Genomic DNA, 13,910 nt, shown 5'->3' with positions numbered 1-13,910 from the left:
TTATAGCGATCGCAAGGTAAATGAAACCAGGTATTTATGGTCAACAACTAGAATTATTTCAATTATTTCAACCTGTAAATGTTATAAGTAGCAAATCTAAGTTTACATTTGTAGACTTATTTGCTGGTATAGGTGGATTTAGAATTTCCCTAGAAGAGTTAGGAGGAAAATGTTTAGGCTACTCCGAAATTGACAAAGAAGCTATTAAAGTTTATCAAAACAATTTTCTTAAATCTGATAATGGAGACGAAGTTTATTTAGGAGATATTATCCATCTCAATCAACTACCTTTTGAAATAGATGTCATGGTTGGTGGAGTTCCCTGTCAACCTTGGTCTATTGCAGGTAAATTACAAGGTTTAGATGACCCAAGAGGCAAATTATGGCTTGATGTTTTTAGAGTAGTAAAAGCCAATCAACCGAAAGCTTTTATTTTTGAAAATGTTAAAGGTTTAACAGAACCAAGAAATAAACCAAGCCTGCAATATATAATTGATAATTTGACAGCATCTGGCTATGTAATTAAATATCAGGTGCTGAATTCCTATGATTTTGGATTACCGCAAGATAGAGATAGAGTATTTATTGTCGGAATTAGAAACGATATAGAAAATTGTTGGGGTTTTACTTTTCCTAACCCTGTAAATACAAAGTTTAAGCTGTATGATGTTGTTCTTGGTTTACAAAAAGCTAATTTTATTAAAAAAAAGTTTCCAAAAAAGGTTTTATTTGATAGCAAAGTACCTGCTTCTAGAGGTAGATTTCAGAAAATAGATGAATTAAATGATTTCTTTTTATTTGCTGACATCAGAGATGGGCACACTACTATTCATTCTTGGGACTTAATCGAAACAAGTACAAGAGAAAAGTTAATTTGTCAAACTATTTTAAAAAATAGAAGAAAGAAAATTTACGGACTGAAAGATGGGAATCCATTAAGTTTGAAAGTATTAAAAACGTTAATTACTGATTTACAAGAAGAAGAAATTGATAATTTGGTTAATAAAGAAATTTTACGTTTTGTGCAAGGGCAAGGATATGAATTTGTCAACTCTAAAATATCTTCGGGAATTAACGGTGTATCTAAAATTTTCTTACCTCATGCTGATGCTATTGGGACTTTAAGCGCAACTGGAACGAGAGATTTTGTAGGCACAATATCGATAGAATGTCAAGAACCAGAAGCATATAAACAAACATTTATTAAAGAAATTTATCAAAAGAAAAAATTCAAGCCTTTACTAGCACAAGATTACGCAAGATTGCAAGGCTTTCCTGAATGGTTTCAGATTGCTAATAACGAGTCTGCTGCAAAGCATCAATTTGGTAATGCTGTATCAGTACCTGTTGTTTACCATTTGGCGAAAGCTTTGCTAACAATAATTTTATAATTATGCTTGATGCTTTAGCGTTTGGTTTTTAAGAGTTAATGCCTGCTTGAAAGGAATATAATAGTTATTGTATAGCACGCAATATGTTTACCTTAATTTCCTCATCTACAATCTGACTATGAACGCTTTAACAGTCAACCTCAAGCCTATTTTTGAACTAACAGATGAGCAATTTTTCCAGTTATGTCAGGTAAACGAAAATCTCAGATTTGAACGCACTGCTACAGGAGAATTAATAATTATGTCACCTACTGGGGGAGAAACAAGTAATCGGAACGCTGGATTAACTGCTCAAATTTGGATTTGGAATGAGCAAAATAAATTAGGTAAAGTTTTTGATTCTTCTGGTGGTTTTAAACTTCCTAATGGTGCGGATCGTTCTCCTGATGCTTCTTGGGTAAAATTAGAAAGATGGAATGCATTAACTCAAAAACAACAAACCAGATTTTTACCACTTTGTCCTGATTTTGTCGTTGAGTTACTTTCGCCAAGTGATAGTTTGAGAGACACTCAGGAAAAGATGCGAGAATATAGAGATAATGGTGCGCGTTTGGGTTGGCTAATTAATCGCAAGTCTCGTCAAGTAGAGATTTATCGAATTGGGCAAGAAGTTGAGGTGCTAGAATCTCCTGTAAGTTTGTCTGGGGAAGATATTTTACCTGGGTTTGTGTTGAATCTGGAAGCGATTTGGTAATAATACCTTTACTCAGAGATGATAGTGTTATGTTTGCTTAGTGGATTCAAAAAGTTGTGCGATCGCTCTCATATTCAAACATATGCGATCACCTTCTCATCAAAATACTCAAACTATCAATTCATCCAACACTAACACTGATAACCCTGGTAAAGACGGCAACCGCCCATCAAATGTTTAAGAAAGTTGCACAAGCGATCGCATGAAAGTTATATTCATTATTTAATTCGCAATCCCATAATCACTAAATCGCGTTCAATACCGTCAATTTGTGCGACTTTAGGTAAATAACCCCAAGATTGAAAGCTGAATTTTTCAAACAGTTTTAAACTAGGTTGATTATGGGCAAAAATTAAACCTAATAAAGTGTTTAAACCCAAACTAGGACTTTGATGAATTGCTTGTGCTAGAAGTTGCTGCCCTAAGCCACGCTGATGATATCCAGTAGCAATATAAATACTAATTTCCGCAGTGGTATGGTAAGCTGGTCGCCCATAAAACGATTGGAAACTCAGCCAGCCAGCAATCACACCTTCTACTTCTATTACCCAAATTGGGCGGATGTTATGCGATCGCTCACCAAACCAAGGCATCCGACTCGCTACAGACACCGGCTCTAAATCAGCGGTAGCCATGCGGCTAGGAATTGCCGCATTGTAAATCGCTACAATTGCAGGCAAGTCAGTTTCAGTGGCATGGCGAATAGTCATTGCAGCCGTCTATAAGAAAATATTTAAGCATAATACAGCGACTTGAGTAGCAAATCTACGGCTTTCACTCTAATTATCACCACTGTGTCAGAATTTAATCACACCACTTTTATTCTAAAAAACGATGCAGGCACACCATTTAAAAAGCAATTTGTGCTTTGCTTAAAAATGACTCAATTTTCTCCTGGCTTGTGAGAATTACTACTTTTCTGTAAACTATCTGCCAATGCCTCTTGATAAGCCTTAGTTGCCTCAATATGAGTCTGTGCTGCGTCTATTTGCCCCTGTGAAGACTTTAAAAACGCTTCTGTTGAGTAGCCCTTTTCGGGAATTTTCTCTGCCTTGTTTAAGGTTTCCTGCGATTGCTTCTGGATACTTTTTCCTTCCGCTTCGATGCGTTTGCCAAGTTCGATATCGGGATGCTTTTGGTTCTGTAAAGTCTTACCCACTTCTTCAACCGATTTTCCATGCTTTTGTGAAGCAAGAGCGTGTTTTTGTGCAGCTTGTGCAGTCTCTGATGAAATTTTATGCATGATACAATTACTGACTATTATTTAATGAGACAATAGCGCTGAGTATGCTTTTTATATCATGTCCATTTAATTAACAGTAATAAAAACATTGGAACCGTCGTAGAGACGTTCCGCGCAGATGTGTTAATACAATTGTAAGTAATAAACCTGACATGATATTAATTAAGACTTAAATCTTCAGTATCATAAGTTTAGTTATAAATTTAGATTTCTAACTCATCCTTGAGAAATAAGTATTGCTAAAAGTCAATATCCTATAGGACTCATATTTTATTTTGGAAAAGATAGGTAAACGCGCTACCGCGACTTTAGTTGTCGGGCAGTAAAGAAATGTTTTGGCTTCATGCTTTTTAATTAAGCTCGTGCTAGTAAGGGAGCAGCAGCTAGTAAGGTTTTGGTGTACGGGTGTTGAGGATTGGCGAAAATCTCTTTTGTTGCACCTAGTTCGACGATTTTACCACCATTCATTACGGCAATGCGATCGCATAAAAATCTCGCTAACCACAAATCATGAGTGATAAACAAATAAGTTAAATCAAACTCTTCTTTTAATGCCAACATTAGATCCAGCACTTGCGATTGCACGCTAGCGTCCAGCATACTCACTGGTTCGTCGCAAATCAGCAGTTTGGGACGAGTAATTAAAGCGCGTGCGATCGCTACTCTTTGTTGTTGTCCCCCTGATAAATCCGATGGATAACGCTGATAATAAACTTCAGCCGGTTTTAAACCGACTTTCTCTAACATCAACAGTACTTGTTCTTTTGCTTGTTTCGCATCGGTGATATGATGAATTATCAAAGGATCTGCTATACTTTGTCCTACAGTCATCGCGGGATTCAGACAAGCATGAGGGTCTTGAAACACCATCTGCATTTGTCTTCTGGAAGAGCGAATTTCTTGATTTGATAAGTTAGTTAAATCTTTGCCGAAGAACTCGATTTTACCACCAGTGGGACGAATTAATTGCAAAATTGTCCGCGATAGTGTACTTTTACCGCAACCTGATTCCCCAACTAATCCGAGAATTTCCCCTTGATATAGTTCTAAATTAATACCATCGACTGCTTTAATTGTCTGAGTTTCCGCTTTAAATAGGCGTTCAATAAAGTTCGGTTCTATATTATAATGTTGCTGTAATTCTGTTACTCGTAAAATTGGGGTAGAGTGCTTTTCCCCTGTTTGCACTCCCAAGTCCCCACTTTCTAACTCATCTACTGATTGAATGTGTAAAGCTGCTTGCAAAAGCGATCGCGTGTATTCGTGAGTTGGTTGTCTAAATACAGATTCGGTTGCACCTTTCTCTACAATTTTACCGTCATACATCACCCCAATGCGATCGCAATATTCTCCTACCATTGCCAAATCGTGAGAAATTAGCAACAATCCCATATTCTCTTCACCGCACAATCGTGTTAACTCTTGTAAAATTTGTGCGGAAACGGTGACATCTAAGCTTGTTGTCGGTTCATCGGCAACAATTAACTTGGGGTTGAGAAGTAAAGCTAATGCGATCGCTACTCTTTGACGCATTCCCCCGCTAAACTCATGAGGGTACTGATTCCAACGACTGGCAGGAATTTTCACCTTTTCTAAAGTGGCGATCGCTGTTTCTTTGGCTTGTTTAGTTGATAAACTAGGTGAATGCGCCTTGAGTGTTTCTAAACAATGCTTACCGATTGTCATTAACGGATCGAGTCGTGTCATCGGATCTTGAAAAATCAGCCCTACCGCTTCACCGCGAAATTGTCGCAACTGATTGGGATTTAAATCAAATACTGATTGCCCTTGAAACATCACCCGTCCTTCAATACGGCTAGATGAGGGTAATAACCGCATCGCTGCACGTCCCAAAGTTGATTTACCACAACCAGATTCTCCCACCAATCCCATCGTTTCACCGGGTTGCAGAGTCAAAGAGACATCATCAACTGCCCATTTCGGTTCTTCATCCCTACCGTGAGGATAGGCAACGCGCAGATTTTCAATTTTGAATAAATCTTTATTCATATTTTATCATGTAGGCGATCGCTAGCATAAAGAAAGAAATTTCAAATAGTGTATCAGATTCGTGATATCTCCTACGCTGACGGAGTACAGTTCAGCGCAGGCTTTTCGGCCACTCCAGCTATTGCTTCAGACATTGACCGAGGATAGAGTCGAGGGGAGTGTTACCACTCCACCCCTCTCATCCGAAACCGTGCGTGAAACTTTCGCTTCACACGGCTACTGAAAGCGGCTCCCCTTCCCCTCTCCTTATTTCATGCGAGGGTGTCTGGAATTCCCAGGGTGAGGTTCTGTATTGCATTACCCCCGGCAACCCGCTATATGGTTTCCTATATGTGTTTTAGGTTATCTTTCAAAGCTGACGATTTTAGGGAAGTGTCTTTGGAGCAGAATCGCTGCGAAATTAGACAGCAAACAGGTGATTGCTAGCCACATGAGGATATAAGTAGGAGCCATGACGACACCAATCATGAACCAAGTATAGACATGCAATATCATCACTACAGCGAAGAAGGTAGCAATTGCACATGCTTGCCATACTTGATGTGTTGGGCGTCGTAGTGCTACTAAAATGATTGTCGAGCATGTTGCCAGTAAGTTGGCTGGCACGAGAAATGCACAAATAGTCACGCAGTTGGCGCGGGATAACTCAGTTATGGTGTTGAAATCGAGCATTAATTTGTTGGGATAATGTCAACATCTTAAGAATTTATTTATATTTAATATATAACCTGGCTTAGTATAGCATACACATCAAGTGACTAAATTAATAATTTAATATAAATTAAAATACACTGTTCATACCTCCGATATAAGTCGGGGGTATGAGTTATCAAAAAATCAAGTTTTTGAATGCTAAAAGGGAGATAGGGAGATTTACCCTATTCCCTATTTACTCAATTTTTAACGCCAAGATTCAAGAATTACTGCTGCTGCTAACAAACACAAGAGAATAATTCCTAATTTTTGAAAGCAAAATACAACGAAAGGTAGTAGTATTTTGGCAATAGGTAAAGCGTTAAAAGCCGTTGATAAAATGTAGGCGATCGCAAAGCCTAACATGATCAACAAGAAATACTTGAGAATTTTGGAAACCAATCTCATCAAAGGCGTATATTGATTCGTAGTCATAGTTTTGCACTCCAATTATGTTGCTAATTCCAGAAAGTAAATCTCATTAAGCGTTTACAAGATGACGGATGATAAAGAAGATTGATGAAGGCTTTTCTGGCGCTGATTTTTATTTTGCTTCCCATCATTAGATAACAGCGATCCTATTACCAATATGGTGAAAATCAGCAACAAAAAGGAACCAAAATCAAATCCATTTCGATCTATTTGCCTATCAAAACCGCATTTCAGGCAGACATATCTGTTAGGATTATGCGTGTCTTGGGCAAAAGGACAATGATTGCTTTCGCAATCTTGAGGACAGTCTTTTGGGAACATAATTTAACCCCGTAATCAAGAGTTAGCTAGTAAATGTTCGGACATTCTCCTCGATTCAGTCAGTAAATACCTCAGGTAGTTTTAGATAACACAGCTTTAATTAGCCATTTATATATGTACTGTTGGCACAATTACTAATACTCCATCTTTCACCGCAATATCAGAGTTATAATAAATATCTCCTCACCAAAGTAACTCTGAGCATTTCTGGAGATTGTGCCCCTTAAAGCTGCGTAATAAACTTTATCTTTCATACTACAAAGTGTATTGAATAATTTATAGCTTGTCAGCCGGATGAAGTGGGTAGTTTTACTGACTAAATCCGTAGGAAAAAGTAGGTTTATGAGAAAAAGTTGGAAAAAGTAGGATAAATCACGCTACATTGAATAAAAAACGATACTTCAACTTCAATAAGCAATGGGTGCGGAAGAAGCCTTAGAATTTGCTGACAGATTGGTGTTTGTAAAAACAGGGAGACACTTAGAACAACCCCAAAGAATTATATTTTCTGATTTATGGCAGGATCGGCGAAAGACGTATGATAAAATCGCAAACAGTTGTGCGTACTCGTCTGTATATTTAAAAGAAGTTGGTGCAGGACTTTGGCAGCTACTCTCAGAGGTATTGGGAGAAAAAATCACAAAGGGAAGCTTCCAAAGTGCGTTGGAACGACTTTGGAAACAACAATATGGCAACAACAGCGCAAGTATTGAAGAATTGACAAATAGCGTTAGATCAGGTATAGATTCTAACTTTTTGGGACGCGATCGCGAAATAGCTGAACTCCACAACATCATCAACAGTGGTATGAAACTGATTCTCATTCAAGCAGAAGGTGGTGTAGGCAAAACAACCTTAGCTCGTAAGTATTTCAAAGCGCAAAACTTCGACTTTCTTTTAGAACTGTGGATGGCAACAGAAGTCCAAAACCTCACCCCTGTAGAGAGTGTAGTTGAAGAATGGTTGCGGCGAGATTTTAATGAAGAACCAGGAAGAGATTTTGGGATAAACTTAGAGCGACTGCGACGAAAGCTGCGAAATCAATCTCGAAAAATTGGCGTATTTATTGACAATTTGGAAACTGCTCTTGATAAAAATGGTAAGTTTTTAGAATCTCATCGTCGTTATGTAGAACTATTAAGAGTATTCAGCGATTCGGATGTGCATTCAGTTACTTTAGTCACAAGTCGTGAGCGTCTGCGTGAGTCGAGTATAGAAGTTCATCTTTACCCCTTAGAAGGTTTAGATCAGGAGGTATGGCAACAATTTTTTAGTAGTCGTAACATAAATTGTCATTCAACCGTCCTGAATGAAATGTGCAGAGCTTATGGAGGTAATGCCAAAGCAATGCAAATTCTCAGAGGAGCAATATTCACAGACTTTCAAGGTGATATAGATGCATATTGGCAGGAAAACTCTACAGATTTGCTAATAGAAAGAGAGTTAAAAGATTTAGTTGCTAGCCAATTTAATCGATTACAACAAATAGATTTAGAAGCTTATCGTCTTTTGTGTCGTTTGGGATGCTATCGCTATCAAGATATTCGTTCAGTACCTATTGAGGGAATTTTCTGCTTGCTTTGGGATGTACCTGAACAACAACGCAGACGCGTGATTAAAGCTTTGCAAGATTTATCTTTGATAGAAGCTAAAAAAGGACAATATTGGCTGCATCCAGTAATTAGAGATGAAGCGATCGCTAGACTGAGATTAGTAAGTGAAGAATGGGAATTAGTCAATCGAAAAGCCGCAGACTTTTGGACGAAGATAATTACAGAAGTCGTAAATATAACTGATGCGTTAAGTGCTTTAGAGGCTTTTTATCACTTTATTGAAATTAATGATTTTGAACAAGCGGGGGGTGTGATTCTTTATAGAAGAGATAAGAAACAAAAAAATACTTTACCCTTAGGCTGTTCATTTTATCAATTAGGTTTAATTCAAAAAATAATTTCTGTAATTACGCAGATAATCGACAATATTAACTGTCAGGAGAAACGTAGTAGACTTTACAATATTCTCGGTTATAGTTATCGATTAATTGGAAGACTTTCTACGGCTTTAGAATATCATGAAGAGTCAAGGAGAATTGTAGATAAATTTGAACTTAATATCCTCAAAATATCTCCCTTGTTTAATATAGGACTCTGCAAAATGGAGTTATGGGAGCTTGAAGAAGCTAAATTCTTTTTCAATTCGGTTTGCTCGATTGTAGAAAAAACTGAAATATCTTATGAGTATATTGTTTACTCGGAATGCTGTTTAGCTTTCATCAACTCATGTTTAGAGCTAACAGAAGAGGCTTTTTCCCTAGCTCAAAAGGTGGAAACAGCAATGTCTACAACTAAATTGACAGCTTGGGGAACAGGATATAACTTATTATTTTTATGTTTCACTTATAAAAATTTAGGAAATATCCCCAAATCATTCGAGTTATGTGAAAGAGCTATATTATATGCTGAAGAAAATAACTTTATTCCGGTAAAAGCGAAAGCGATAAATTGTTTAGGAGAACTTTATCGAGAACAGCAAGAATTTGATAAATCGCTTTTGCATCATTTAGAATCAATAAAAATGCTTGATAAAATAGGTGCAAAGTCTGATTTAGCTGAAGCTTATTATCAATTAGCGTTAACTAATCAAAAAAAAGGTGAAGTTAACCAGAGTAGAGAAAATTTTGAGAGTGCGATCGCTCTTTTTCATGAAATGCAAGCACCAAAACAAATTGAGAAAGTACAAACAGCTATGGATGCTTATCGCTAATAATCAGTCATAATTTTAGTAACCGCTGTCAAAGGAGAATAGATATTAATGGTAACTTCTACAATTATTGCAAATGCCTCAACATTTTCATTAGAAGATTGGATGCAAAATCCCCCTGATAATACAGAATGGGTGGATGGGCAATTAGTGGAGAAAAACGGATTGACACTCAAGCATAGTCGGATTCAAGCTAGTTTAGGCTATTATTGGAGAAATTACAAAGAGTCTAGCGGACAAGGAGGAGAAGTCTATACAGAAGTACCTTGTCGCACCAACAAACAAGGACGTGTTCCTGATGTTGCTTATCTCACATCAGAACTAATTACCCAGTTTGGTGAACCTGCTGTTTTACCTCAAAGTTTCCCACTAATTGCTGAGATAGTTTCTCCTACAGATTTTGCTGAAGATGTAATTGCTAAATCTCAAGAATATTTGCAGTCTGGATGCGAAGAAGTTTGGTTAGTATTTCCTGAAAATGGTTGGATAATTGTCATTACAAAAAATCAGCGACTTGTATTTACTGATAACGAAATTGTCAGCACTCAAACTATATTAAAAGGTTTCAATGTATCAGTTGATGAATTGTTGGGGTAATAAAATTACCCTCACCCTAGAAGGGTGTGGGCGTTTTTGCGTGCAACAATGTTGAGGACTAACGATACCCCAAAATCTCTGATATTGCTGCCACAATATCAAGATAAAAGTTACCTTGCACTGCTCGAAATAACTCAAATTTAGTTCCAGGGGCGCCAAAAAAAGGTCTGAGAAACCATCCTAATTGCATCCCCACAAAAGCATAGAGAAATAACCAGGATCTTAAAATAGTTGTGCGGGTTAGTTTTCCTACCTCATCTTGTTGAGAAAGTAACTGCATTCCTTCATAAAGAAACTTAACCCCAAATGCACCTGTGATACCAAAAACTAACACATTCAACAGCTTGAAAAATTGATAAGAATTTGGAGCCGTAATCATAAAAAACAGCGTAACTGGTGCCAAGCTGAATAACAAAACACTAATAACTGACACAGCTGTCAGTAATACGACAAAATGCTGTTGAATACTACTACGGGAACCAAACAAAACATTAAAAAAGAACAAAGTTGGAAAACAAATGATGAGCGTTAATAAGTAAAACGCTGGTAATTTAATCGCACCAGTTAACGCTTGTGCCCAACTATGAGATGCACCAATAATTCCCCCATATATAGCAAAGAAAATAGAACTAGAAACAAACAAAGAAGTAGTCTTACTTTGTAACCCAATTCCCTGACGAATTTCTTCGAGAAAATTTTGGCGATCGCGCAATAAGCTAATCAGAACAGCAAAATGTTTGATTTGACGAGATTGCTTATGAAGCATATTAATTTTGATGGTTGTTGGTTGTTGGTTGTTAGTTGTTGATTGTTGGTTGTCAGTTGTTAGTTGTTTGTTGTTAGTTGTTGGTTGTGAGTTGTTAGTTGTTTGTTTGTTGTTAGTTGTTGGTTGTGAGTTGTTTGTTGTTTGTTGTTAGTTCGAGCGTTGCTATCTACTATCCACTAACCACTAACAACTATCTACTAACCACTAACAACTATCTACTATCCACTATCCACTATCCACTATCCACTAACGAAATCCTAAAAGGTAGCCAATAGCTTGAAGAATACTCAAATAAAAATTGCCTTCCCTTTCTCGAAACAGTTGAAAAGCAGAATCAGGTGTGCCGAAAAATGGTCTGAGAGTCCATCCTAATTGACTACCTACGAAAGCATAAAGTAATAACCAAAACTGTAAAATTTTCTTGCGAGTATTACTTCCTTCATTATCTTGTTCTAAAACCAAGCTGGTTGCTTGATATAAAGAAGAAATACCAAAAAATCCAGTTAAAGCAAAGATAAAGACATTTAACAAAATTAAAAACTGGTAATTATTAGTCGTGATCAAGAAAAACAGCGTGATTGGTGCAAAACTGAATAACAACACACTTGTGATTGAAACCGCAGTTAGCACCAATGCAAAATGCTGAGGAAAATTCCGTCTTGAGCCAAAAATAATATTACAAAAATACAACGTTGGCAGGCAAATCAGCAGCGTGATTAAATAGAGAGATGGCAGTTTTACAGCGGAAGATAAAGCTTGCATCCAACTATGATATGCACCGATAATTCCGCCATAAATGGCAATAAATATCGAACTGCAAACTAGTAGAGAAATGATTTTATTTGGTAATCTCGTTCCTTCGCGAATTTCTTCTAGAAATATTTGGCGATCGCGTAATAAACTAATTAGTACCGCAAAGTATTTTATTCCTTGAGATTGCCGTTCTATCATATTATTCTCACAAACCTTGTTGAAGTTGAATTTTTTTCAAACCATCAATCAGAGTAGTCACCACCAGAACCATATTTCCAAGCATCAACCAAACGATGCCAATAATATTGCTGTTCTTTTGGCAAACTTTTTACCCACGGTTCTAGCATTGGACTTAGCCGAAAGAAAACAGAATAAATACCTAAATTGCCATAATGCACCGTCCAATCTAGCAAACTTGTTAAACCCACTTGTGGTATCACTTTGGCAATCAATCCTGGATGCGCTAAACCCGTTTTTAAAAGTGTTTGCGTTAGTGCCGAAAACTGCACCACATCTTGCAAAAAAGGCTTAAGTACTGGTTCACCTAACTGTTGCATTTCTTGAAACACCACCGATAGTAATTTATTAATTTGATCGGGGGCAATTTTTTGATTTACACCTGCACTCATCGCTTTTTGAAACAGCCAAGTTACAGTTAAACTTGGCTGATATGGTTGTAGTATGGAAAGCGACTTTGCAGATAATTGATTTGTATCCAGCGCTTCATAAATACCCAATGTTAAACGCTTTAAGTGACGCACCATTGCCCCAAAACCACCAAAACTTAACGGCGATTGATTGCCACTGCTATCTCCCACTGGTAGAATGCGATTCCAAGGAGTTTTTAGAGGACTTTGACGATAAGTGGGAAAGAAGCCAAACAGCGCTCTTTGCAACTTCAACTGACTCAATGCCACACCCTGATATTCTGGCATCAAGTGAAGATAATCTTCAAAAAGAGCTTCTAAATTCAAGCGTTGTGGATGTGCATCCATGTACGTAAACATGTAAGTGGTTCTGCCATCTTTTGCCGGGAAAGCTTCCCAAAAATACTGACATTGATTCTGCAAGGATGTGAATGATAACAACAAGTCACCAGAATCATTTTCCGGAAATCCTTTCGCACAACTTCCCACAACCAGACAAAGAGCATCTGGTTTTTTTCCTTGTCGTGCTTGCTGCGTGATGGGAGAAAGATGTCCCATCGCGTCAATTAACAATCTGGTTTTGAACTTGCTGCCAGCATCTACCATCACACCATCTGGATGAACCACAGCTTCTGTAAATGGTGTGTTTTCAAACAATTTACCGCCAGTAGCAAGAAATCGCTCTTTTAAGGTATCCAGTAGATATACTGGGTCTACGCCGATATTCAGTACGTTTTCTACCCAGACTTCTGTACCACCTTGAAAGCTGACTCGTGCTGGATTATAAACGGTTGCGATCGCCTGATTTAATTCTCTTTCTGTCAGCAAATTTAATTCCAAGAATACTTCTAACTCTTTGCGAGAAATATTCCACTCTTGTTCTCTACCGCGCAAAATGGAGCGCTCAATCAACGCTACTCGCAATCCCTTCAAAGCTAAAGCACAACCAATTAAAATGCCTAAAGTGCCACCGCAGATAACAACATCCCAATCTACAGCACCTAAAGACTGCTGACTTTCTTTGACTATTATTGGTATAAATGCGTTATTTTCCCTCAGGGATGCTAACGTGCGATCGCTGCGACGCAATCCTTCCAAAACATTGCCCGGTAATTGTGAAAGTATCTCTTCAGTTAAAGACATAAAATTTAATTTTCTAAAGTTAGTAGTCTTAATCGTATCTTTGCTAAATTTCATCTCATAATTGCAACAGTAGTAGTCGTTACAAATATTGATACTTCTAATATCAGTACTACAGTGGTATTTTGACATCCTTTTAACCAGTTTCTTGATATATCTGGGTTTGAAGCATTTTTGAATCTTCGGGGTATTTTCCTTGCCCTGTATAGATTTTAGCCTTATTTCTGCCTCAAAAATGTTTAAGTCCCGATCAGCCTGCTGTCTTCATCAGTTACCCATAAATCTTTTCAAGAAAGGACTTTCGTTGTCTTACTATTTGCGATCGTCCTGTGGTCGATTATAAAAATACCTAATTGGAAATGATTTTTGTAAAGATATAGTAAAGATATACTGAAAAGTATTTTTGTAGTGAAAAAAACAATTAATATTGAAAAAACAAGAAATATCTAAATGAAAATTATAG

General features: G+C 37.3%; 13 protein-coding genes. 5 read left to right on the top strand and 8 right to left on the bottom strand.

Translation table 11 applies throughout. The features are described 5' to 3' along the window. The first annotated feature begins 20 nt into the window (after positions 1-20). Positions 21-1,391, top strand: coding sequence for a DNA cytosine methyltransferase (locus TOL9009_RS0106830; protein WP_029632072.1), 1,371 nt, complete (start codon positions 21-23; stop codon positions 1,389-1,391). A 118-nt stretch (positions 1,392-1,509) separates the two neighbouring features. Next, the gene (locus TOL9009_RS0106825) at positions 1,510-2,085 is read left to right on the top strand and encodes a Uma2 family endonuclease (RefSeq protein WP_029632070.1); all 576 of its coding nucleotides are present in this window, start codon (positions 1,510-1,512) and stop codon (positions 2,083-2,085) included. A 218-nt stretch (positions 2,086-2,303) separates the two neighbouring features. On the opposite strand, the gene TOL9009_RS0106820 is transcribed toward TOL9009_RS0106825, so the two are convergent. The 5 genes from TOL9009_RS0106820 to TOL9009_RS0106805 form a co-directional block, all read right to left on the bottom strand. Then, positions 2,304-2,795: a GNAT family N-acetyltransferase gene (locus tag TOL9009_RS0106820; RefSeq protein ID WP_029632068.1), complete on the bottom strand. Its 492-nt coding sequence runs from the start codon at positions 2,793-2,795 to the stop codon at positions 2,304-2,306. Positions 2,796-2,968: 173 nt separating this feature from the next. Further along, positions 2,969-3,328 carry a hypothetical protein gene (locus tag TOL9009_RS0106815; RefSeq protein ID WP_029632067.1) on the bottom strand — a complete coding sequence of 120 codons (360 nt, stop codon included), beginning with the start codon at positions 3,326-3,328 and terminating at the stop codon, positions 2,969-2,971. 354 nt (positions 3,329-3,682) lie between these two features. After that, positions 3,683-5,338, bottom strand: a complete 1,656-nt coding sequence (locus TOL9009_RS0106810; protein WP_029632065.1) for a dipeptide ABC transporter ATP-binding protein — start codon at positions 5,336-5,338, stop codon at positions 3,683-3,685. A gap of 342 nt (positions 5,339-5,680) precedes the next feature. Continuing rightward, the gene (locus TOL9009_RS43175) at positions 5,681-6,010 is read right to left on the bottom strand and encodes a hypothetical protein (protein ID WP_072022107.1); all 330 of its coding nucleotides are present in this window, start codon (positions 6,008-6,010) and stop codon (positions 5,681-5,683) included. A 228-nt stretch (positions 6,011-6,238) separates the two neighbouring features. Then, complete coding sequence (locus TOL9009_RS0106805; protein WP_029632064.1) at positions 6,239-6,466, bottom strand: hypothetical protein; 228 nt, start codon at positions 6,464-6,466, stop codon at positions 6,239-6,241. 735 nt (positions 6,467-7,201) lie between these two features. On the opposite strand from TOL9009_RS0106805, the gene TOL9009_RS0106800 reads away from it, so the two are divergent. Then, complete coding sequence (locus tag TOL9009_RS0106800; RefSeq protein WP_029632063.1) at positions 7,202-9,547, top strand: ATP-binding protein; 2,346 nt, start codon at positions 7,202-7,204, stop codon at positions 9,545-9,547. 48 nt (positions 9,548-9,595) lie between these two features. Then, the gene (locus tag TOL9009_RS0106795; RefSeq protein ID WP_029632062.1) at positions 9,596-10,141 is read left to right on the top strand and encodes a Uma2 family endonuclease; all 546 of its coding nucleotides are present in this window, start codon (positions 9,596-9,598) and stop codon (positions 10,139-10,141) included. A gap of 58 nt (positions 10,142-10,199) precedes the next feature. Here TOL9009_RS0106795 and TOL9009_RS0106790 read toward each other — a convergent pair whose 3' ends face one another. Further along, on the bottom strand, positions 10,200-10,907 hold the full coding sequence (locus tag TOL9009_RS0106790; RefSeq protein WP_029632061.1) for a hypothetical protein: 708 nt from the start codon (positions 10,905-10,907) through the stop codon (positions 10,200-10,202). Between the two features lie 10 nt (positions 10,908-10,917). Between TOL9009_RS0106790 and TOL9009_RS46970 the strand changes: the two genes are divergently transcribed. Further along, entirely contained in the window at positions 10,918-11,058 is a 141-nt protein-coding gene (locus TOL9009_RS46970) for a hypothetical protein (RefSeq protein WP_038296773.1), read from the top strand. A 95-nt stretch (positions 11,059-11,153) separates the two neighbouring features. Here the strand turns inward: TOL9009_RS46970 and TOL9009_RS0106780 are convergent, their stop codons facing one another. Further along, positions 11,154-11,858, bottom strand: a complete 705-nt coding sequence (locus TOL9009_RS0106780) for a hypothetical protein (RefSeq protein WP_029632060.1) — start codon at positions 11,856-11,858, stop codon at positions 11,154-11,156. Between the two features lie 44 nt (positions 11,859-11,902). Beyond that, entirely contained in the window at positions 11,903-13,450 is a 1,548-nt protein-coding gene (locus TOL9009_RS0106775) for an FAD-dependent oxidoreductase (RefSeq protein ID WP_029632059.1), read from the bottom strand. Between the last annotated feature and the right edge of the window lie 460 nt (positions 13,451-13,910).

This window comes from [Scytonema hofmanni] UTEX 2349 (assembly GCF_000582685.1).
GTDB classification, from domain to species: domain Bacteria; phylum Cyanobacteriota; class Cyanobacteriia; order Cyanobacteriales; family Nostocaceae; genus Hassallia; species Hassallia hofmanni.
The sequence above is the reverse complement of the archived record's forward strand: the minus strand, read 5'-3'. Positions and strand labels throughout refer to the sequence as shown.